This is a genomic window from Roseivirga sp. UBA838 (assembly GCF_002296035.1).
Taxonomy (GTDB): Bacteria; Bacteroidota; Bacteroidia; order Cytophagales; family Cyclobacteriaceae; genus Roseivirga; species Roseivirga thermotolerans.
In genome coordinates, this window is sequence record NZ_DBHC01000031.1 from 1 (window position 1) to 22,292 (window position 22,292).

At 45.1% G+C, this 22,292-nt stretch carries 14 protein-coding genes; 8 read left to right on the forward strand and 6 right to left on the reverse strand.

Translation table 11 applies throughout. The features are described 5' to 3' along the window. Positions 1-1,855: Ig-like domain-containing protein (locus B3O12_RS10310; protein WP_286756239.1), on the forward strand; the 1,855-nt coding region annotated here is incomplete at its 5' end. A gap of 9 nt (positions 1,856-1,864) precedes the next feature. Further along, entirely contained in the window at positions 1,865-3,370 is a 1,506-nt protein-coding gene (locus tag B3O12_RS10315; RefSeq protein ID WP_286756240.1) for a PorP/SprF family type IX secretion system membrane protein, read from the forward strand. A 179-nt stretch (positions 3,371-3,549) separates the two neighbouring features. Here the strand turns inward: B3O12_RS10315 and B3O12_RS10320 are convergent, their stop codons facing one another. Next, positions 3,550-5,415: a cation:proton antiporter gene (locus B3O12_RS10320; RefSeq protein ID WP_189629939.1), complete on the reverse strand. Its 1,866-nt coding sequence runs from the start codon at positions 5,413-5,415 to the stop codon at positions 3,550-3,552. Between the two features lie 149 nt (positions 5,416-5,564). Between B3O12_RS10320 and B3O12_RS10325 the strand changes: the two genes are divergently transcribed. Further along, positions 5,565-7,742, forward strand: a complete 2,178-nt coding sequence (locus B3O12_RS10325) for a DUF6851 domain-containing protein (RefSeq protein WP_286756241.1) — start codon at positions 5,565-5,567, stop codon at positions 7,740-7,742. A gap of 1 nt (position 7,743) precedes the next feature. Here B3O12_RS10325 and B3O12_RS10330 read toward each other — a convergent pair whose 3' ends face one another. Further along, positions 7,744-8,448: an SGNH/GDSL hydrolase family protein gene (locus tag B3O12_RS10330; protein ID WP_286756243.1), complete on the reverse strand. Its 705-nt coding sequence runs from the start codon at positions 8,446-8,448 to the stop codon at positions 7,744-7,746. 126 nt (positions 8,449-8,574) lie between these two features. Between B3O12_RS10330 and B3O12_RS10335 the strand changes: the two genes are divergently transcribed. The 4 genes from B3O12_RS10335 to B3O12_RS10350 all read left to right on the forward strand — a co-directional run bounded on the left by B3O12_RS10335 (position 8,575) and on the right by B3O12_RS10350 (position 14,807). Next, positions 8,575-8,913 carry a PadR family transcriptional regulator gene (locus B3O12_RS10335; protein ID WP_189629942.1) on the forward strand — a complete coding sequence of 113 codons (339 nt, stop codon included), beginning with the start codon at positions 8,575-8,577 and terminating at the stop codon, positions 8,911-8,913. Beyond that, positions 8,910-11,522 carry an ABC transporter permease gene (locus B3O12_RS10340; RefSeq protein WP_286756244.1) on the forward strand — a complete coding sequence of 871 codons (2,613 nt, stop codon included), beginning with the start codon at positions 8,910-8,912 and terminating at the stop codon, positions 11,520-11,522. Before B3O12_RS10335 ends, B3O12_RS10340 begins: the two co-directional genes overlap by 4 nt. A 131-nt stretch (positions 11,523-11,653) precedes the next feature. Next, the gene (locus B3O12_RS10345) at positions 11,654-12,436 is read left to right on the forward strand and encodes a zinc-dependent peptidase (RefSeq protein ID WP_286756245.1); all 783 of its coding nucleotides are present in this window, start codon (positions 11,654-11,656) and stop codon (positions 12,434-12,436) included. Between the two features lie 154 nt (positions 12,437-12,590). Next, entirely contained in the window at positions 12,591-14,807 is a 2,217-nt protein-coding gene (locus B3O12_RS10350; RefSeq protein ID WP_286756246.1) for a DUF5916 domain-containing protein, read from the forward strand. 109 nt (positions 14,808-14,916) lie between these two features. Here B3O12_RS10350 and B3O12_RS10355 read toward each other — a convergent pair whose 3' ends face one another. The 3 genes from B3O12_RS10355 to B3O12_RS10365 form a co-directional block, all read right to left on the reverse strand. Beyond that, positions 14,917-18,174 (reverse strand): S41 family peptidase, encoded by a 3,258-nt coding sequence (locus B3O12_RS10355; protein ID WP_286756247.1) that lies wholly within the window; start codon positions 18,172-18,174, stop codon positions 14,917-14,919. A gap of 107 nt (positions 18,175-18,281) precedes the next feature. After that, positions 18,282-19,520: a nucleoside recognition domain-containing protein gene (locus B3O12_RS10360; protein WP_286746713.1), complete on the reverse strand. Its 1,239-nt coding sequence runs from the start codon at positions 19,518-19,520 to the stop codon at positions 18,282-18,284. A 9-nt stretch (positions 19,521-19,529) separates the two neighbouring features. Continuing rightward, positions 19,530-20,225 (reverse strand): 16S rRNA (uracil(1498)-N(3))-methyltransferase, encoded by a 696-nt coding sequence (locus B3O12_RS10365; protein WP_286756248.1) that lies wholly within the window; start codon positions 20,223-20,225, stop codon positions 19,530-19,532. Between the two features lie 52 nt (positions 20,226-20,277). On the opposite strand from B3O12_RS10365, the gene B3O12_RS10370 reads away from it, so the two are divergent. Beyond that, positions 20,278-21,753: an ArnT family glycosyltransferase gene (locus B3O12_RS10370; RefSeq protein ID WP_286756249.1), complete on the forward strand. Its 1,476-nt coding sequence runs from the start codon at positions 20,278-20,280 to the stop codon at positions 21,751-21,753. Between the two features lie 72 nt (positions 21,754-21,825). Here the strand turns inward: B3O12_RS10370 and B3O12_RS10375 are convergent, their stop codons facing one another. After that, a complete protein-coding gene (locus B3O12_RS10375; RefSeq protein ID WP_189629950.1) occupies positions 21,826-22,290 on the reverse strand; it encodes a hypothetical protein in 465 nt (154 codons plus the stop codon). Positions 22,291-22,292: the final 2 nt, after the last annotated feature.

A 22,292-nucleotide genomic window follows, 5' to 3' on the forward strand; every position in this document is an offset into this window, starting at 1 on the left:
AACCATTGATATAGCGGCTAATGTCGCGCAGGATGCTGCAAGTAATGGCAACACTGCAGCTACTCAATTTAGTGTAGAAGCCGATTTGACCAATCCGGGTGTCGTCATTTCAAGCACAGCACCAGACCCAACCAATAACACATTCACTGCAACATTCACATTCTCAGAAGATGTAACAGGTTTTGTGATAGGGGATATCACCCTGGGCAACGCTACTGCTTCGAACTTCTCTCAAACCAGCGCCTCGGTTTATACGGCCGATATCACGCCCACGACTGATGGAACGGTGACCATAGATGTAGCGGCTAATGTGGCTCAAGATGCGGCTACTAATGGAAACACGGCCGCAGTACCATTTAGTGTTCAAGCAGACTATTTAGCTCCAACCTTAGTCATAGATAGTGGAGTAAATGGTCTTACCAATAAGGCCTTTACTACCACTTTCACTTTTAGCGAGATTGTAACTGGCTTTGCGGTTGATGATATTGTTGTTGGAAATGGTGCCGCTTCCAATTTCAATCAAGTAAGCCCATTGGTGTATACAGCGGAAATTACGCCAACTACTGATGGAACGGTGACAGTTGACGTAGCAGCAAATGTGGCTGAAGATGCTGCAACCAATGGCAATTTAGCTGCAGCGCAACATAGTGTAATGGCAGACTTTACGGCTCCGGAGGTGAGTATTGGCAATGTTCCGACAGAGCTAAATGATTTTAACCCTTTTAGCCTCACCTTCACCTTTACGGAAGAAGTGGTTGGCTTCGAGTCTTCTGACCTTCAACTTACAAACGCACAATTAATATCCTTTGAAACAACCGATAACCTTGTTTTTAAAGTCTCACTTTCTGCTATTACAAATGATGAAGTGATAGTGGCCATGTTGCCAAATACATTGATGGACCTTGCAGAAAATGCTTTCGTACGTACTGAGCAGCTAGTTATTGCTTTCAATAGCTTGCCAACAGACATTACACTATCTGTCCTAACCATTGATGAAAATAATGCCATAGGAGATGAAATTGGCCGATTGACTACTGCCGATAATGATTTGGCCGATGTGCATACCTACAGCCTGGTACCAGGCGCAGGTGCTGAAGACAACAATGCCTTTGGCATAACCACCGACAAGCTACGAGCAGCAGAGCCTTTCAATTTTGAAGCTAAGTCTGACTATACCATACGAGTAAAGACCAACGATGGCAGAGGCGGAACTTTTGAAAAGGTCTTTACCATCACTGTTAACGATGTAAACGAACAACCCACGGATATTTTTCTGAGCAATCAAATCATTGAAGAAACAGATGATGAGCAAGTATTGGTAGGCTTGTTCAGCACTGAAGATCAGGATGTTGGCGATAGTTTTTCTTATGAGCTAGTAGAGGGTAATGGAAGCACACACAACGCCAGGTTTGCCATTGTGGGAGATGAATTGTTCACCTCCCAAATGGTAAACTTTGAAGAAACAGAGGTGCTTCACATTCGTGTCAGGGCAACTGATTCTGGTGGTCTGTACCATGAGAAAGCCTTGGAAATTGCTGTAGTAAATGTTGAATCGGAAGAAATAAGAGACTTTACCAAGGATAGACCTGATGCGAGAATTAAAAACTTCTTCACTCCAAATGGAGATGGTAAAAACGATACCTGGGTGGTAGACGACATTCAGGATAACCCGAATAATCAGGTGAAAGTCTATAGCCAAAACGGGCAGCTGGTTTTCAGTACCCATAACTACCAAAACAACTGGAGGGGTACTTTCAAAGGAAAGCCATTGCCAAGCGGTACGTACTACTACGAGATAAATATTGCAAATGGCATGTCAGTAATTAGAGGAACCGTGTTGATTTTAACCCGATAAGCAAGAATAATGAAGCATTTAAAGAAACTCGTTTTATGTTGTTTGCTTGTATTGCCGGGTGTTGTTTTTAGTCAGCAAGTGCCTCTCATCAACCAGTATTTTGCGCAGCCTGCACTGGCATACCCATCTGCTGCTGTGCTTCAGGATAAAGCGCAATTAAGCCTGCTATACCGGGGGCAATGGTCGGGAGTAGAGGGTGCTCCGCAGGTTTTTTCGCTCAGTTTTGCCAATCCATTCAGGCAAAAGTGGGGTTACAATGTGAATATAAACAGCTTTGAAACGGGGCTATTACGCCAGACTAAATTGAGTGCAGGTTTAACTAAGGCTTGGCTTTTAAATCAACATAGATTTTCAGTAGGAGCAGAAGCAGCACTTTCACTTTTCTCTTTAGATGACAGCAGAGTAAGCGTTGAAAGTATGGACGATGAGCTCATCAGAAACCTGTTGGGTAGCAATGGCTCATCCGCCAGTTTAAACCTGTCTCTCTCGTATCAATACAAAGGCCTTCAAATAAATGCTTCGGTACCGAATGTTATTAATGAAAGCCTTTCTGATGATGAATATGTGCAGCTTTCGGATAACACCAATGCCGATTACCTAGTGGGTATGGGCTACCAATTTTCGCTAGATCAGATGGGGAACATTACTCTTACCCCAAATATAACCTGGCGATATCAGGAGCTATTTGGTAGTGCGGTAGACATACTTGCCCTGCTCGAGTGGCAACACAAGTTTCAGCTTATGGCGGCTTATCGCGATGGTTATGGCTTGAATGCTGGAATAGGTGTACGGTTGAAACCAAACATTCGCTTTACCTATAATTACGACTTTGGGAAGAAAGAAACGCCAATTATCTCGAACGGCTTTAATGAGGTTGGTCTACATTTTATATTCAATAAAAAAGCTGGTATTGATAAGCAGGAGGCTTTAAGTCGAGAGGCAAACCGAATAATTGATCGATTAAGGGCAGAGGAGATATATGACAAAAACCTTATCTCAATAGAAGATCAGGAAACCGTTGTGCATTACTATGCAAGCTTGCACAGCGGCAATAAAAAAGAAAGAAGAATAAAAGGTGAAGCCGATTTTGATAAGCTGCTGGAAGATATCAGGCAAAAAGGGCTTGAAAGAATGAGGGCCGAAGCAAAGGCCAGAGCTGAGGCGGCTAAAGAAGAGAAAGAGGCACAAGAAGTCATACCTGTGCCCGCTCCAGTAGTTACTCAAGAACCTGAACCGGTGGAAGAGCCAAAAGAAACACCGAAGGTTAAGGGGCGCTACATTTTGGTGGTAGCAGCCTACAACCCGGGAAGTCAATACGCCAAAGTATTGGTGGATAAATTAAAAGACACCTATCCTCAAGCCGGTATTTATAGCAATGAAGTGCGTGGATATGACTATGTATATGTTCTTGAGTTTGAAGATAGGAACAAGGCTGTTTCAACCATGCTTAAACTAAGGTCTAACGGAGAGTTTACTGACGGTTGGGTGCATGTAATAGAAAGGATAAATAATTGAGTTCGGCTGATGAAGTACCTTTTGTATTTGATCAATAAGAAAGAGGAGGTCCCTGAAACCTGCTTTTGCTGCAGGCAGGCAAGCTCAGTGTGACGCTCACCCAGTTTAGTTTTTGAGACAGCCTCTACGTTTATGAGCCATGCACACGAAAGGTGGCGAATGGTAATCCAATTTGGTCTTTACCTTCCCTCAAGAATATTTCTGAACTCGGCCAGTGCCGCACCGGTTCCAATAACGGTAAGCTGATCGCCCAGAAGCAAATGCGTATTGCCATGAGGAATAAAAACTTCTCCACCCCGCTTTTGTATAACCAACGATCCGGTAGGAGGGAATGCGACTTCTTTCACCAGCTTGCGGTTAATTGCTTTGTTACTGATCGTTATTTCTTCAATTCGGTACACATCGAAACTGGTCGATAGAGAATCGATAGCATTAGGCCGCAATACAATATCTTCTATATGTCCGGCCATTAGCTCTTCATGATCTACCGTTTTAATTCCCTCAAAGTTATTGTCAACCAAATCATGAGTAACAGATTGTTTTCGGGTAATGATTTTACTATGCTTTAGCTCATTCTTTAAAAAGGCCGTGAGCTGTTGGTTTAGCAGGTTAGACTCTGTGAGCACAATTACCAAATCGCCACTGTAAATTTTTAATGATGCCAAAAAGTGGGTTGAGAGTGGTTTTACTACCTGATAAGGAAGGCTTTTACCATCGAATTGCTGAATAATTTCATCGCGTTGAAGATAGGTGGTAAAAGAAATATTGTGCAGCTTAAAACGCTCAGCGAGTAGTAAGCTGGCTCTGCTTCCGCCCAGTATTATCACCTTTTTGTGCTCCTCATCCTTGCGGTTCATAAGGTTATAGACCATAGGAGCAAGCAAACAAGTAATGATGGAAGCGGTTACAATTGCCGCATTTTCCGACTCGTCCAGCACGCCCAGGGCAAGACCAATTTGAGCTCCGGCAACAGTTTCACCCAACCTTGCCGAAAGCAAACTACCTCCTGAAATAGCTTTTTTTAACCCAAAAAGGCGTACCAGGCTTAGGGCGGGTATGGTTTGAGTTACAAAAAAGCCCGCCACCAGAAGCAAGATAAACCCATATGATTCACCAATTTGGTATAGACTGGAAACATCCAGATTAATACCCACATTGATAAAGAAAATTGGAATGAAGAAGCCGTAGCCCATACCGTCAAGCTTAAAAAGCAAGGCCGACCGATCTTTTGTAATGAACAGGCTCAACAAAAGTCCGGCAAAGAATGCCCCTAAAATAGGTTCAGTTTCTACCACCGTGGCAATTACCACAAAGGCAAAAAACAAGGCCACGGCACCCCTTACTTTAATTTGGTTTGCTGCATGCTCCAGCCGATAGATTACCTTCTGAAAGGTGCGTAGGCGGTTGAGCTTTTTTCCGATAGCATGAAACACCAAAAATGCAATGAATATGAAATTAAAAAGCAGCAGGTCGAAGTCGAGCCCGTTTTTAACATAGCCGGAATAAATGGAAATAAGGAGTATACTCAGGAGGTTGGCAATACTGCCTTGCATGAGTAAAATCTGACCAAACTTGCGCTTGATTTCTCCACTCGATTTGAGAATAGGAACCGTAATACTTATACCTACCGTAGGGAACAAAAGCGCGTAGAAAACTACATTGATATCGTGAAAACGGCCTATGAGCCACAGAGCCGGAAAAGATAAAGCCAGGGTGCCAAGATAAATACCCATGGCCAGCATGAAGGTATTGCTTAAAATGGATTTAAGCTTGAAATGAAAGGCCGAAAGCGAACTGATGATTTTGTTTACATCGATTTCCAGCCCTACCAGAAATATAAGGAATAGGAAGCCCGTATTAGCCAAAAACTCCATATAGGGAGTTTCTCCCACCCAGTCCAGCACAAATGGCCCGATCATTACCCCCAAAATGATTTCTACAATCACTGAGGGAATCTTGCCAATCTCTAGCCAGGAGAGTATCAAAGGAACGCCCCAGGCTATGGCAAAAATGAGAAGTAAAGGGTAGTAGTCCAGATGATGCATGCACTGAGCATTTAAGTGAATGGGAAAAATACATATTTATCTTGTTTCAAGAGCATCATTTGGCATGAAACCACAGAATGATTTTCTTATTTTGCTTTGCCAGCGGCACTGGCTATATTCGGTAATCCATTGGTTTAAAGCACAAAAACATGCATAGAGCTCTGCTGGCCATTTGTCTATTTTTTTCTGTTGTGTCGTGGGGCCATGCTCAACACTCGGTGGCTCGTGAGTGGAATGAAAGGCTTCTTCATTCCATTAGAAACGATTTGGCACGGCCAACCGTACACGCCCGAAATCTTTTTCATCTGTCTGCCGCCATGTACGATGCATGGGCCTATCTTGACCCCGAAGCAGAGCCCTATTTATTGGGAAAAACCGTCAATGGTTTTAGCTGTACCAGCCCAGCTCTGGCATCGCTCGATAAATCATCGCTGGATATCGAAGAGGTAATCAGTCATGCAGCCTTTCGCCTGCTTAGTCATCGGTTTCAAAAGTCACCGCGATACACCAGTTTGTATAGCCGTTATCGCGGCCTCATGACCTACATGGGCTACAATCCCGACAATAACAAGGTGGCGCTCGATGGTAGTTCGGCTGCTTTTGGAAACTTCATTGGTCAATGTTATATCGATTATGGCCTGCGCGATGGTTCCAATGAGGTCAACGACTACGCCAATCAATACTATGAACCTACAAATCGCCCGCTTGCACCCATGCTCAGCGGCAATCCTTCCATTACCAACCTCAATAGGTTTCAGCAGTTGGCATTAGATGTATTCATTGGTCAGAGTGGCTTTAGTAGTGGCGACCTTCAGCCCTTTTTGAGCCCGGAGTGGGGCAACGTGATGCCTTTTGCCCTCAACGAAACAGATCGAGTGCTCAAGAAACGGGATGGTCAGAACTATTGGGTTTATCTGGATCCGGGTCCGCCACCAATGTTTGATGACTTTGATAACGGAGGGCACGATTTCTATAAATGGAATTTTAGTCTGGTATCTATTTGGAGTGCACATTTGTCTCCTTGGGACAACGTGATGTGGGACATTTCTCCGGGAAGTATTGGCAATGCCACGGAACTGCCAGAAACCTGGGACGATTACAAGGAATTTTACAAACGTAAACAGGGGGGAGATGCCGGTAGTGGCCATGCCCTAAACCCCAAGACGGGTGAGCCTTATGCCCCTAATATAGTGCCCAGAGGAGACTATACGAGAGTTTTGGCAGAGTTTTGGGCCGATGGTCCGGATTCCGAAACACCTCCCGGGCACTGGTTCACTATTCTTAATTATGTGAGTGATCATCCCGAGCTACAGAAGAAGTATAAAGGAGAGGGGCAGGTTCTTGACGACCTGGAATGGGATATAAAGGCCTATTTTGTGCTTGGAGGAGCCATGCACGATGCCGCAGTAGCGGCCTGGAGCGTTAAAGGATTCTACGATTACATACGACCTATTTCGGCTATCAGGGCCTTGGCCGATTTGGGGCAGTCGTTCGATACACGTTTTAATAGCTTTAACCGTCAGGGCTTTACCTATGAGTATAATTTTATAGATGTGGTAGATTATGACGATCCTTTGCTAGGCTTTAACCAAAGTGGCTTGGGTAAAGTGAAGGTGAAAGCCTGGCGCGGGCCTCTCTATATTCCGGAGCCCCGAACCGATATGGCGGGAGTTGATTGGATATTTGCTGAAGATTGGTGGCCTTACCAACGACCTACTTTTGTAACCCCCCCGTTTGCAGGCTATGTGTCAGGTCATTCTACATTTTCAAGGGCAGCGGCCGAAGTACTGACTCTCTTAACCGGTGATGAGTATTTTCCGGGTGGAATGGGCGAATTCATTGCCCGAAAGAATCAGTTTCTGGTTTTTGAAGAAGGCCCTTCTGTCGATGTAAAACTTCAATGGGCAACCTATCGTGATGCTTCTGACCAAACCAGCCTTTCAAGAATTTGGGGAGGAATTCACCCACCCGTAGATGATATTCCGGGAAGGAAAATGGGTATTAAAATAGGGCATAAGGCCTTTGAGTTTGCCGAGCGCTTTTTCAATGGAAAGGTACCCCGAAGATTTGGTATAAACCACTTAAGCCTGGAAGCTGCTCCAAATCCTGTTCAGCGTGGCGAGTTACTCACCTTGTCGATCTTCAGAGATGTAGAAAATTACCGCTTTATACTTCTGGAAGCCAATGCCGGAATGGTGGAAGATGTTCGTATAACCAAGCAAGATGGTAAAGTAACTATTGATACTTCTACTCTGGCTCCGGGGCTGTATATATTGAGAGTAAACAACGGAGCTGTGGCTCAAAGCATTCGCTTTATTGTGCAGTAGGTTACCGGCTCGAAAGTAGAGACTCCTCAATCAGGCCAAGGAATTGGTGCATACGGTCAGGCGTATCGAAATGATGCCGAAGCGTTGCGCCTTTTAGCGTTTTTATGTCCAGATCTTCGTGTATAAATGCCAGTATAACTATAGCCTCCAGCAGACTGCCAAGGGAAGAGGGGTGAAAATCATCATGCCCGTACAAGTCAAAACCAGCGTTGCTCTCATGTATGTGCTGCCAAACAGTTCCCAGGGCTATGAGGCCTGCTTTATTGGAATCGGCCGCCTCTGAATAGTTTTTCACTACCCCGTCAAAAGTATGGTAGTAAGTTAAGGAGGGCCATACCATAAGGTATACCGGCTTTGCCTGGTGTTTTTCAGAGAGCTTTGCCAGTTGTCTCCCAAAGCGAAAAAGCGTTTCCCGACCATAGGCCTGAGAAGAAGGTCCCTGTTGAAAAATCACAAAGTTGTAAGTGTCTTTGGCAAGTTCTTTAGTGAGTTGTTTGTCGTTGAGATGATCTTCCAGTCCATAATTGGGGTTGCAAAGGCAATGCGTAGCGAGTGAATGTCCGTTTTCACGTGCTAGAGCCTCTAGTGTTTGAGGCATTTTGTTAGAATAGGTGAGACTGTTGCCAACCAAAAGTACCTTTTGCGCACAAAGTTCACCTGAAAGGAGATGAAAACCGGTAAGCAGTACGAGCCAATACTTTCTCATCCCTTTACAAACATTCAGAACACTTTGTAACCCTTACGGTGATTGGGAGTCATTAACATTATTAAGACTACGTTTAGGACTTTTATATATTTTGGCTACATTTAAGACTTAAATAAAAAACATACCATGGGAAAGTATTCAATAGGGGAGTTCGAAGAGGTTCTCTTGCTTACTGTAGCCATACTATACGACAATGCCTACGGCATATCGATTAAGGAAGAAATTGAGGATCGGCTCAATAGAAAAGTGAGTGTAGGAGCCATGCGTACTGCTCTTAGCCGCCTGGAAAAGAAGGGGTTCCTTCAGTCAGAATTTGGTGAGGCAACGGCCATTCGAGGTGGTAAAAGAAAACGTTTCTACAAAGTAACTCCTTATGGCAAAAAGGCCTTGGAAGAAGTGATGGAAAACCGAAAGAAACTTTGGGAGGCTATTCCTTCTGTAGCCTTTGACTTTAAAGCTCTATGAAAAATCAGCCGCCCAATCTATACCCTCCCTCATTGGCCATCCGGCTTTTACGATGGTTTTGTGAGCCTGCCCTGTTGGAAGACGTGGAGGGAGATTTGGAAGAGCTGTTTTCCAACCGCCTGAAGAATGGTCGTAGGCGTGCCAAATGGTTGTTTTATTGGGATGTACTCCTGCTATTCCGTCCGGGAATTATTCGCGAAATCAGAATTTTTAAAGGTCAAACTAATCATATTATGTTCAAAAACTACATTAAAATAGCCTGGAGAAACGCCATGCGCTATAAGGGTTACACAGCTCTAAATTTATTGGGGCTTATTGTGGGTATGGCTTCCAGCATACTCATTTTGTTATGGGTGCAAGACGAGCGAAATGTGAACGCCTTCCATACCAACGGAGATCAAATCTATCAGGTATTTAGGAACATGCGCCAATCCAATGGTCAGGTAAACACGGGCACTTCTATTCCAAAGCCGTTGGGCGATCTGGTGAAAAGCGAATACACAGAAGTGGCTGAAGTAGCCTGGCTGAGCTGGTCTATGCCAATGGATATTGCCAGAGACAACCAGGCCATTGAAGAATCTGGTAGGTTTGCCAGTCCCGAGGTTCTTACCATGTTTTCGTTCGAATTGCTGTTGGGAGATAGCCAAACAGCCCTCAATTCTCCATCGGGTCTGTTAATTTCTGAACGAGTAGCCGAAAAGCATTTTGGCCCCAACTGGCGAAACGAGGCTATGGGGCAGGTATTTAAGGTAGAAGAACAGTTCGATGTGCAGGTGACAGGAGTTTTTCGTTCTCCGGGTACAGAATCAACCCTCGACTTTGAGTGGCTGCTGCCGGCACAGGCCTATTTTGCGGCCAATCCGTGGGTAGAAGACTGGGGCAATGGTGCTTTTGAAACCTACCTTTTGATACCCGATACCGATAAAGTACAGGCGGTGGCAGATAAAATCCGCATGGAAATAAAGAAGCACACCCAGGGCAACCCCAACGCTGGCGATGAAGAGCTTATAATTCATCGGTTTTCAGATACCTACCTCTATTCGGCTTTTGACAATGGCGTAGTATCGGGTGGGCGAATTGAATACGTACGGATAATGACGGTAGTAGCCATCTTCATCTTGCTTGTGGCTTGTATTAACTTTATGAACCTTACCACGGCCCGGTCAAGTCGCAGGTCTAAGGAAATTGGTCTGCGCAAGGTTATGGGAGCTGCCAGAAAGTCAATTCGTACTCAATTCTACTTAGAGGCTTTTCTTCTTGCAGGCTGCGCGGTGGCTGTTTCTGCCGTTGTGGTGGCGTTTCTTTTACCGTTGTTCAATGAATTGGTAGGCAAAAGCCTGGTGTTGAATTTTGAAGCTCCCGAAACCTGGTTTTTTCTCATGGGTCTCATTTTTGGTGTTGGGCTTCTTTCCGGTACTTACCCTGCACTGCTATTGCCCACATTCAATGTTATTCAATCCATGAAAGGTGGAGTGGTGAAGCAGTCCGGTTTTGCCTCTTATTTTAGAAAGGGGTTAGTGGTCTTTCAATTTGCCATTTCTACCTTGCTCATTATTGGAACTACCGTTATTTACCGCCAAATCGATTTTGTGCTAAACAAAGATCTGGGGTTGAATAAAGACAATTTATTGGCGGTGAGTTTGGAAGGTGACTTGGCCTCCAGGTTGGAGACCTACAAAAATGAATTGCTCAGGCTACCGCAAGTTACCCATGTATCGGGAGCTTCTGGCAACCCACTCAACTACGGCCGCTCAACCAGTTCGGCCAATTGGGAAGGTAAAAACCCTAACGAAGGCTATGAGGTAAACGTGATGCTCACCGATGAGCATTTTATTGAAACTACGGGTATGGAGATTCTTGCCGGCCGTAGTTTTTCCAGTCAACTTCAGGATTCAACCAATTTCATTATCAACGAAGTAGCGGCTGAACTTATGGGCTTTGAAGACCCCATTGGCAAGAAGCTCTCTTTTTGGGGAATTGATGGTAAGATTGTTGGAGTGGTTAAGAACTTCCACATGAAAGATCTTTATGAGCCCATTGCTCCGCTTATTATTACCTGCATATCTCCGAGTAATTCTTCGATTGTTTTGATAAGAACAAATGAGAATACTTCCGATGCCCTGGCGGCCATAGAGCAAGTAACCCAATCGCTAAATCCGGGAGAAGATTTTCGCTATCAGTTCATCGATCAGGCCTATGCTGAGAGCTACGAAGCCGAACAAACCATGCGTACCCTGGCCAACCTATTTGCCCTGGTATCTATTGTTATTTCTACCCTGGGTTTGCTTGGTCTGGCTTCTTATTCGGCAGAGCAGCGATCTAAGGAAATAGGAGTACGTAAGGTGCATGGGGCTTCTGTTATGCAAGTGTTGCTGTTGCTCTCAAAAGACTATGGAAAACTAATTTTAATGGCCTTTGTATTGGCAGTGCCCTTTGGCTACTACTTTATGCAAAACTGGCTAAACCAGTTTGAATTCAGAGAGGCACTCAACCCCGTGGTGTTTTTATTTGCAGGAGTTATTGTAATGAGTATAGGAGTCCTTACGGTGGCGGCCAAATCATATCAGGCAGCTTCTGTCAACCCGGTCAAGTCGCTCAAAGAGGAGTGATAGATATCTTTATTAAACACAAAAAGTCCGTTAGTCTTATTGTCCTTAACCTGATCTAACGGACTTTTTCTTTAAGAATCCCTTTCTAATTCCAAAGGCCTTGCTTAATTAGTGTCTTATTGTAAACACAGATGACATTCGTTTTGCTGGCTGGTCTGGGACTGGTAATCTACTTTACCTTCAATAGTAAAAATGGCATTGTTCACCGCATCAAGGTTGTTTATCCGCCCAATTGGCAGCAGCTACTGGAAGAGAAGGTGAGCTACTACAGGCAGCTCAGCGAACCGCTGAAGAGGCAATTTGAGAAAGATGTACAGGGCTTTTTGGCCAGAGTTACCATTACAGGGGTAAAAACCGAAGTAACCTTTACCGATAGGCTTCTGGTAGCCAGCAGTGGGGTGATTCCCTTATTCGGTTTTCCGGCATGTACCTATCGCCATCTCAATGAGGTTATACTTTACCCTACTACCTTTAACCGTCAGTTTCAGCTCGATGATCCAGACGAAATGATTACCGGAATGGTGGGTTCTGGTAAAATGGAAGGGAAGATGATTCTTTCTAAACCGGCTTTGCATGAGGGCTTTGAAAACGACCATGAAAACACCGCACTACATGAATTTATTCATTTGTTTGATAAGGAAAATGGGATGATAGACGGGGTACCCCCCGGTTTTGAAGACCGATCGTTTGCCATGCCGTGGATCCAGTTTGTACACCGAAAAATTAAAGAAATAGCTGAGGAGCGGTCAGACATTAGAGCCTATGCGGCCATGAGCCCGATTGAGTTTTTTGCCGTAGCAGGAGAGTACTTTTTCGAGCGTCCTGAGCTAATGCGTCAGCGACACCCCGACTTGTATGAACTGCTTACCAAAACATTTAAGCAACAACCTCACCGCTTTTTAAAACAATCATAATGGTATTATGCCACACAACAGGCCATTTTTCGGTCAGATTGTGATGCGCTGAGCAAAGGTGTTTTTCGATCGAACAGGAGATTTTGGCATCTTCATTCTTCCACTAACATAATTTATAGTCGAAAAGCAGTTGGAGCACAATATTTTTGGTTTGATGAGAAAACTGTGCGCGACTATTTTTTTGGCGTTAGGGCTTTGTGTAAACCTGCTGAACGCTCAGGGAATTGAGATTAAAAGAACCGATACGCCTATTGTGATTGATGGAGCTATTGATGAACAATGGTCTCTGGCCGACTCGGCCTATAACTTCATGCAGTACTTTCCTATGGATACGAGCCTGGCCCGTTCCCAAACGGTGGCCAAAGTGCTGTATGATGACCAGTTTATTTACGTACTGGGAGTTATGAAGAACCTTTCACCGGAACGCAATTATATAACTCCCAGTCTTAGGAGAGACTTTTTTGGAGATGCTAACGATTCGTTTTCTTTTCTAATCGATACGTTTCAAGATAATACCAATGCCTTTATTTTCGGAATTAACCCGTTTGGGGTAAGAAGGGAAGGCCTGATTGTGAATGGTGGTAGTGGGCGCAACTCCTTCAGTATGGATTGGGATAATAAATGGAGAGGCGAGGCCCAAATGTATGGCGACTATTGGGTGGCAGAAATGGCCATACCATGGAAAAGCATTCGATTTAGCGAAAATCAAAGCCAGTGGAACGTAAACTTTTACCGGATTGATAGTGAAGAAGCAGAACGTTCTACCTGGTCGCCTATTTCGCGCAACTTTAGCATTATCAATCTGGCCTCTCTGCGTAAGATGAACTGGGATACTCCAACCAAAAAACCCGGATCGAATATATCTTTTATACCCTATGTGGCTGCTTCGGCCAGTAAGGATTTTCAGAACGGTGATGGTTCTCAAACTACGTTCGATGCCGGTTTTGATATGAAATACGCGGTGACTTCCGGGCTTAACCTCGACCTGACCGTAAATCCGGATTTTTCGCAGGTAGAGGTAGATCGACAAGTAACCAACCTGGATCGGTTTGAGATATTCTTCCCGGAGAGAAGGCAGTTTTTTTTAGAGAATGCCGATTTATTTGCCAGCTACGGCAACAACGGTACACGCCCTTTCTTTTCCAGGAGAATAGGAGTAGCACGCGATGAAAGTACCGGCCAAAATATTCAGAACCCCATTCCGGCCGGTTTGCGACTTAGCGGAAAAGTGAACAACAACCTGAGGTTGGGGCTATTGAGTATGCAGGCCGGTGAAAACGATGAGGCCGGCTTGCCTTCATACAATTACTCGGTACTTTCATTGCAGCAAAAAGTTCTGGCAAGGTCCAATGTCTCTTTCTTGTTCGTGAACAAACAAACCTTTGCCGATATTACAGAATACGACCCCAGGTTCTACGCCAAATGGAATCGTACGGTGGGAATGGACTATAACCATGCTTCGGCTGACAACGTGTGGAATGGTAAACTGTTTTACCATCAATCGTTCGAAGGAGCAAAAACAGACGATTCCTTTGCCTCCGGCTTTGAGGTAAACTACGATGTACCGAAGTGGTCGTGGCGAATGTCAGGTCAAGTGGTTGGAGCCAATTACAATCCGGAGGTAGGATTTGTAAGGAGAAGAGACATTCGCCAGCTCAATAGCACCGTTCAATATGCCATATTTCCTAAGAAAGGCCCTGTGCAGCGGCACGGGCCGGGTTTTGATTTTGACATGGTCTGGAACGAAACATATGGGTTTTTAGATTGGGACATGAACATTCTGTATGATGTGAATTGGAAAAGTTCGGCCCGTTTCAGTGCTCGCCTTCGCAGGCAGTACACCTATCTTTTCAATGGTTTCGACCCCAGTGGTTCCGGTGGTCCCAGATTGCCCAGTGGCACGGGGTATCATAACAACATGATCATTGCCAGCTACAATTCGGACCAGCGTAAGGTGCTATCGTTCGACTTGCGTACGCGCTCCGGAGAGTACTTTAACGGAACACGGATTAACCTGGAAGGAGGGATTAATTTTCGCTATCAACCGCTGGGCTTTACCAGCCTGAGTTTTGCCTACAACAATATAAAATTACCCGATCCGTATAATGATGCTGTCTTGTTCCTTATTGGGCCGCGTTTCGATTTCACCTTTACCAAATCTCTTTTTTGGACCACATTTATTCAATACAATACACAGATTGAAAACCTAAACATTAATTCGCGCCTGCAGTGGAGATTTGCTCCGGTTTCCGATTTCTTTTTGGTGTATACCGATAATTACCTGGCTACAGACGATGAGGGATTTATTAATCTGGGGCCTTCTAAAAACCGTGCCTTGGTGTTTAAACTTACTTATTGGCTTAATTTTTAGCCGCGTATATTTTTTAAGTGGTCTTTGCCGGAGGTATTAAAAACAAAAGAGAACGGACTGTTTTCAGCCCGTTCTCTTTTGATATATCTATTGAGAAACAAGACTCTCTTTAGTTGCCTTTTTTGGCCGGAGTGTTGTACGGAGGTACGGTTACTTTAGGTGTTGGATTGGCCTCAAGCAAGCGCAAAGCTTCTTGCACGGCTCTTTCCAGTTGAAGGTCTCTGCCATCAGTAAGTGCTCTGGCCGTCTGCCTTACATTTATGTCGGCAGGAACTCCTTCGTTTTCTGCTACAAACACATTGTTTATGGGGTCAAACACGGCATTGTCCGGTGCTGTGAGGGAACCTCCGTCAACCATGGCGTAGTGGGTCGATGATTTGACCAAACCACCCCAGGTTCTGGCTCCAATGAGTGGTCCGGCTTTTTGCTGTCGGAACACCCAGGGGAAGAAATCTCCTCCTGAGCCGGCCAGTTCATTAATGAGTAATACCTTAGGGCCTAAAATGCCAGCCGGGAGTCTGAAAGGTCGGCCATTAGGAACCTCGTTGGTAAGCCCTGCTCTTAGCGAGCGGGTCATTAAGTCTACCATATAGTCATCGAGCAGGCCGCCTCCATTAAATCGTTCATCAATTACAGCACCTTCTTTATCTTGTTGAGCAAAGAAGTAGCGGTTAAAGTTGACGTAGCCACCACCACCGGTATTGGGAACCCACACATAGGCCAGGCGTCCGTTAGAAAGTTCGTCTACCTTGCGTCTGTTATCTTCAACCCAGGCTCGCTGGCGCAAAGCATTTTCACTTCGAATGGGCTCAACCACTTCGGTCCAGGAGCCTTCAAAGCTTGGTTTGTCATTGATATGAATTATCGTCTGTTTACCGGCTGTGCCATCGAGCAACTGCTGTGGATCCTGGCTGGCATCTAACTCATTACCGTTAACTCCCACCAGGTAGTAGCCGGTTTGTACTTTAATACCCGGCCTATCTAACGGACTGGTAAGCCCGGGATTCCAGCTTTCGGTGGTGTATATACGTTCTATGCGCCAACGGTTTTTGTCTATGGTAAAATCGGCCCCAAGAAGCCCCATACTCGAGCGTTCAATGTCTGGATAGTCGCCACCGCCAACAAAACTGTGTCCTACAGAGAGCTCGCCATTCATTTGGTCGAGAATATAGTTGAGGTCATCCCGGTGTTTTACGAACGGAATTAGTGGAGCATAGCGGTTGTACACCGTGTTCCAGTCGCGGCCATGCATGTTCGGGTCATAGAAGTAATCTCGCTCATACCTCCAGGCTTCTTCAAAAATCTGCTGCCACTCCTGAGAACGATCGAGTTTCATTTCCAGGTTGACCGAAAGAGTCTCACCACCTTTTCCGCTTGGGCCACCGGTATTGGTTACAGACCATCGGCCACCAGAGCGAACCAGCATTTTTTTGCCATCGGCTGAAATGTTGAATTGATTTACCCCGGTAAGGAACTCATCGGCCTTTCTTTTGTCAAGAGAGAACTTGTGCAGTGTGAGGGCAAAACTGCCTGCGGGCCTTTCGGCCAAAAACACGCTGCCGGAAGGGCCTGCGGCAGTGGCCACATAATTGCCGGTAGGTAGAGGGAGGGCTATGGTACGTCTGGCAATATTTTCGAAATCAATACGAATACCTTTGTCTGCTTCAGTTTTCTCTTCTTCTTTCTTACCTGAATCTTCTTTGGTTTCTTTTTTTACTTCCTCTTCATCGCTTTTCGGTATAAATGGCGACTCCTGATCGTTTTGAAGAACTACCACATAAGCGGCATAGCTTGGGTCGGCTGTCATGGAACTGGTGTTAGCCCACCCGGAGCCGAGGGCTACATCGGTGCTGGCCAGGAAGTAGAAGTGCTTCTGGTCGTTGTCCCAGGCCGGAGAAAAGGCATCGGCAAAATCGTCAGTCAGTTGGTTGATGCTGTTGTCCTCACTGTTCCATACCATTATTCTTCTAAAGTTGTTGTTGCCTGATTTGGCATAGGCCAGTTGCCTGGAATCCGGAGACCAAACAATGCCGGTTGAGCCCCTCTCCAGATTATTTCCACCCACATCAATAGTTTTAATCTCTCCATTCTCCACATTCAATACTCTGATTCTTACGTCATCGTCTACAAATGCAATGTGTTTGCCATCGGGCGACCAGGTAGGCTCCCAGGCTAGTTTAGATTCACCAATACTAAAACTGGTGGGGGTTGAAAGTCCGTCCTGATCTGTAAAATAGATGCGGTAACCTTTTCCGTCCATATCAGAAAACCAAGCAATTTTATCGCCTTTTGGCGACCATATAGGTCTCCTGTCGGCAGCATCTGAAGATTGGGTTAAGTTTCTGGGGTCTCCAAATTCAACCGGAACAGTAAAAATTTCTCCTCGAGCCTCCATAACGGCACGTTTTCCGGTAGGGGAAAGCGATACGCTGGTGGCTCGGTTGGTTACATTTTCCCATTTGGTTTCGGCCCAGGGAAAATCACCTACTACAGTAATGTTGAGTTGAGAGGTATTGCCGCTAGCTGGGTCTACCAGGTGTAGATAACCGTTTTGTTCAATAATCAGCTGGCCATTGGCTCCGGCATTCAGGTATTTTACATCGGTGCCGCTAAAACGGGTGATTTGTTTCAGGGCTTTACTGCGCGTGTCATAGGCCCAAACGTTCATGGTCCAGTCTCGGTCGGAAAGAAAATAGATGGTATTTCCTATCCATAGGGGTTGAATGTCTACTGTTCGCTCTTCGTGAGGCAGTAGCTCTTCCGACTGATTGGCGGGGTTAAGAATAATAAGTGGGGTGTTTTGGCCACCTCTGTAGTTTCTCCATTCAGAGTCCCAACGGCTCATTTTGTCTACCACCAATTGTCTGCCGTTGGGTGAGAAGGAGGCATCGTAGCCCCATTGATGAGAAAGCAGGGTAGAAGGACCACCTTCTACAGGTACCGTCCAGAGTCTGTTGTAAGAGGTAGGGGCACTTTCTCTTGAGCTGGCATACAAAATCTTGCTGCCATCGGGAGACCAACCCCTTACATAAGCTGCCGAAGGGTGCCAGGTTATGCGCCTGGGAGTGCCTCCGTTTTTAGACACTATATAAATGGCTGTATTGCCCGACCGATTGGAACTAAAAGCAATCCATTGACCATCTGGCGACAGGTGAGGGTTGCTCTCTATGGCCGGGGTACTGGTTATTCGTTTTACATTTTGGCCATTCGTGTCTGCAATCCACACATCGGAACCATAGGTAAATACTATGTGCTGATTGCTCTTGGAGGGTTCTCGCAGTAGCCTTGTGCCTTGGGCGACAAGGGCGGGGGCCAGGCAAAGCCACAATAAAAGCAGAGTGGCGATGCGGTAGGTTGAGTTTTTCATGGGCTTTTGTTGTCTTGTTTTGATCGATTCTTTAAAGTAATCAATTCTTAGCTCAGTAACCTTAAGGCTATGGCAAGCGGACAACAGAAGTGATGAGCTCGAACCTTTTAGTGGAAGAAGATATAGGAAATAATAATGGCTGCTATAATTCCTGCAAAGTCGGCTACAAGTCCTGCTCCGGCTGCATAGCGCGTGTTTTTAATTTTTACAGCTCCAAAGTAAACAGCTAGCACATAAAAAGTAGTCTCAGTAGAGCCTTGTAACACTGAAGCTACTTTACCGGCAAACGAATCTACTCCCAGAGCTGGGTTATCAAAGATATCGAGCATAGCGGCTCTTGCTCCGGATCCACTGAGTGGCTTCATCCATGCAACTGGCAATGCATCTACAAAGTCAGTATTGATACCCAAAAATTCAAAGAACAGTCTGAAGCCATTATTGATAAACTCAAGTGCGCCTGAAGTTCTGAACATACCAATGGCCACCAATATGGCAATAAGGTAGGGGATAATTTTGATGGCTACATTAAACCCGTCTTTTCCTCCTTCAATCAGAGCTTCGTATACGTTCACTTTTTTACGTATGGCCATGAGTATGAATACCACTACAATACCCAGTAAAATAATGGCTGCGGCTACTCCTGATATGACAGAGACCTGTTCCTGGGGTATGGAGCTAAAGTACCACAAGGCCGCTGATATGAGTAAGGTAAGGCTTCCTAAGTAGCCTAGAATAACTTTATTGAATAGGTTGATTTTTTGAATAATGGCTACGGTTATCAGCCCTATAAGCGTAGAAAAATAAGTGGTTAAGAGTATAGGAATGAAAACATCGGCAGGGTTTAGTGCTCCCTCGGTGGCACGATAGGCCATAATGGAAACCGGAATGAGGGTGAGCCCGCTGGTGTTGAGTACCAGAAACATAATCTGGGCATTGGTAGCCGTTTTTTTATTGGGATTGAGCTCTTGCAGGCCTTCCATGGTTTTGAGTCCCATGGGAGTGGCTGCGTTGTCCAGGCCAAGAAAGTTCATGGAAAAATTCATGAGCATGGGGCCAAACACAGGGTGATTCTTAGGTATTTCGGGGAAAATACGGATGAATAGTGGGCTAATGAGTTTAGACATTATAGCCACCACACCGCCTTTTTCGCCTACTTTCATGATGCCCATCCATAGGGTAAGAGCTCCCGTGAGTCCAATGGAAATTTCGAAGCCGGTTTTGGCCGTATCGAAGGTGCTTTGAAGAATGGCAGGAAAAACCGTGGTATCGCCAAAAAATATCAGCTTAATGAGGGCAACAACAAATGCAATAAGAAAAAACGCTATCCAAAAGTAGTTAAGAGCCATAGCACAATCTTAGCCAAATAAATTTAAAATATGTACTGCCGCCAGGCCGGCCGTTTCGGTACGCAGACGACTTTCTCCCAAAGTTACTTTTCGATAGCCTGAGCTTATGGCTTGCTGAAGCTCTTGCTCCGAAAAATCACCCTCGGGACCAATAAGCACTACTGAGTGCTGACCGGGTTCGACCAATTCTCGCAAATGAATGGGATTGTCAAAGTCTACATAGGCAATATAGCGGTGGGGAAGGTCACAATGGCTTAAAAAGCTCTGTAGCTTAACCATTTCATCGATTTGAGGGAGCCTGGCTTTGAGCGATTGCTTCATGGCACTGACCGCTTTTTTTATCAGTCGGTCTGTTTTTAGTACGTTGCGTTCAGCATTTTGGCAGAGTACGAAACTGATTCGATCTACCCCAAACTCTACAGATTTTTCAACAAACCACTCAATCCTATCGAGATTCTTTGTGGGAGCTATGGCTATGTGCCGAAAGCCATCACGCTGTTTTTCTTTTTCGGTTTCAAGAACCTTAAACCGACAGCGTCTGAAATTGGCTTCTGTTATGGTAGCCGTAAAGAAATGCCCTTTTCCGTCTACCAATCGCAGTAAATCACCTTCAGTCTTGCGCAGTACCTTTATGGCGTGGCGCGACTCTTCCGGGTCGAGTTCTGTGACTCCGTTCAGTACATCGGGTTGATAAAACAATTGCATGGGTAGTGCGAAAATAGGAAGAGTATCTCGCTAAACAATTATATTCGTTGCAATGCAGCACAAGAAGTTCTTTAGTGCAAGACATTACCAGTGGTTTGTAGTAACCGCCAACCTGGTAATGATTGCGGTTTGGTTTCTGGCCAACAATGGCCTGGCTTTCTGGGACGATTTTACTTACCTAAATTTTGCCAGGCAAATCAATGAAGGTTCGTTTGAGCTGGGTACTAATCACTTTACCAGCAGGGTGGCTTTGCTTTATCCAACGGCTTGGGTTATTGAGCTATTGGGTATTAATGAATGGACCATTACGCTGTACCCTTTGCTTTGTGGTTTAATCATTCTCAACCTTACGCTATGGCTGGGGCATTTGTATCACCACTGGTTGGGTGTTTTAGCAGCGACAATTCTTGTATGTGACTATCACATCATCACCTTTATTACACACCTTTTTCCGGAAATGCCCATGGCACTGTTCATTTTTATGGCTTTGGTGGCCTATGATAGGGTGAATAGACGGGAGGGAGATCACAGACTAGCTGCGCTGATTACTGCAACTGCTTTATTTCTGGCCTATCTTACCAAAATGACGGTGATTTTGATTGTGCCGCTATTCTTGTACCTCTTTTTCAACGATTATAAAAGAAGACAGACCAATAAGAGCTACTGGATGATTACCCTTGTTTTACTGATCTTTTTTGTTGTAGCCAATGGGTTTTGGTATCAGGAGGTATATGGAGACTTTTTTTATCGCTTCAAGAACATTTCGAACAATCACGAGGCTTCGGCTAAGACCTTCTTCGATAAAGATAACCTCACCCTGCTCAAACGGCTGACCTATTTACCATTACTGGGATTTTTAAGAGGAGGTTTTTTTGTGCCGCTCCTTTTTTGTTTGCCGGCATTACTCACTACTCGGAGGAAACACTGGAGGTTGGAAAGTCCGGAGCATTTGTGGAGGGTTTCTGTCATTATGGTTTTAGTTACCTGGTGGTTTATGAGTACCAACTGGAGGTATTATAGCCCCATGCCGGTAGACACCCGGCACATTACATTTCTTATTCCGCTTATGCTGATGGCTGGAGGCTTCTACTGGATTGAGACCCACCTGCTAAGTGCTATTCGTTACACGAGAGCCAAATTTCTTTTAGCCATTCTTTTGGTTATTCCGGCCTATAAAGTCAGTAGTTCAGGGGAAAGGAATTTTAGAGAATTAAAAGAGGCGGTGGAGCACAACCTGCGTCCGGAAACAGGGAGAGTTCGGGTCTTTACTGACGGACTGACTTCTTATGGGTATCCTTATTTCTACAATTTTCAGGCAACTGACCATAATTATGTTTGGTTTTCTGAGTTGAATGGCGCTGCTCCATTGGCAGGAGACTACTTGTTGCTTAACCCGGCTTTTTTGAACGATCGCTACCATGACCATGAAAACCTGGAAGCACTAAAGGTTATGGCGCGCGAAAGCGGGTTGGAATTGAAACCGCTAAGGAATGGTAAGGTGCAGCTTTGGCGTTGGGTAGAGGAGTAAAAAAAGAAACTGCTTTAAACAGGCCTGATTTCGGCACTGCCTAAAGCAGTTTTTATACGTTCAAGGTTGTTTTTAACCTATTTTTTTCAATTGTGTTTCGCCAGCTTTCATGATGGCGTATTCTTTCCATTGCTCAAATTCATCGTTGCTCAGCACCTTTTCGGCTGCACCGGCATCGGGCGGAATAAAGGTGAACTCGGATTCCCACCATTTTTGAGCATACTCTCGCGCCTGATTTTTGTCTATTTCAAATTGGTTGACCTGACCGTCTCCAACCAACCAGGGTTTTTCCTGAGAGCTGTATTTTTGAAAAATCATGGTACGCATTTTTGTACCCATCTCGTCTTTGCGCTCAAAGTGCGCTTTGGAGTAAGCCAGAGTTTCCGGCTCTACCATTTTGTTATCCCAAAACCGTTTTGATTTGATAATTTGAGAGGAGGTAAGCAAGTAACCTTCTCCGAACTCAAGAAGCGAGCCTTCAAGGTCGCACGAACGAACCGGTTTCTTTTTTTTCTTACCGAAACTGAATAATCCCATTG

Bases quoted from the DNA above. Each gene is read 5' to 3' on its own strand.
- B3O12_RS10340 (WP_286756244.1), top strand. From the start codon at position 8,910: ATGAAAAATCAGCCGCCCAATCTATACCCTCCCTCATTGGCCATCCGG.
- B3O12_RS10330 (WP_286756243.1), bottom strand. From the start codon at position 8,448: ATGAGAAAGTATTGGCTCGTACTGCTTACCGGTTTTCATCTCCTTTCA.
- B3O12_RS10320 (WP_189629939.1), bottom strand. From the start codon at position 5,415: ATGCATCATCTGGACTACTACCCTTTACTTCTCATTTTTGCCATAGCC.
- B3O12_RS10375 (WP_189629950.1), bottom strand. From the start codon at position 22,290: ATGGGATTATTCAGTTTCGGTAAGAAAAAAAAGAAACCGGTTCGTTCG.
- B3O12_RS10315 (WP_286756240.1), top strand. From the start codon at position 1,865: ATGAAGCATTTAAAGAAACTCGTTTTATGTTGTTTGCTTGTATTGCCG.
- B3O12_RS10355 (WP_286756247.1), bottom strand. From the start codon at position 18,174: ATGAAAAACTCAACCTACCGCATCGCCACTCTGCTTTTATTGTGGCTT.
- B3O12_RS10360 (WP_286746713.1), bottom strand. From the start codon at position 19,520: ATGGCTCTTAACTACTTTTGGATAGCGTTTTTTCTTATTGCATTTGTT.
- B3O12_RS10325 (WP_286756241.1), top strand. From the start codon at position 5,565: ATGCATAGAGCTCTGCTGGCCATTTGTCTATTTTTTTCTGTTGTGTCG.
- B3O12_RS10370 (WP_286756249.1), top strand. From the start codon at position 20,278: ATGCAGCACAAGAAGTTCTTTAGTGCAAGACATTACCAGTGGTTTGTA.
- B3O12_RS10365 (WP_286756248.1), bottom strand. From the start codon at position 20,225: ATGCAATTGTTTTATCAACCCGATGTACTGAACGGAGTCACAGAACTC.
- B3O12_RS10345 (WP_286756245.1), top strand. From the start codon at position 11,654: ATGACATTCGTTTTGCTGGCTGGTCTGGGACTGGTAATCTACTTTACC.
- B3O12_RS10335 (WP_189629942.1), top strand. From the start codon at position 8,575: ATGGGAAAGTATTCAATAGGGGAGTTCGAAGAGGTTCTCTTGCTTACT.
- B3O12_RS10350 (WP_286756246.1), top strand. From the start codon at position 12,591: ATGAGAAAACTGTGCGCGACTATTTTTTTGGCGTTAGGGCTTTGTGTA.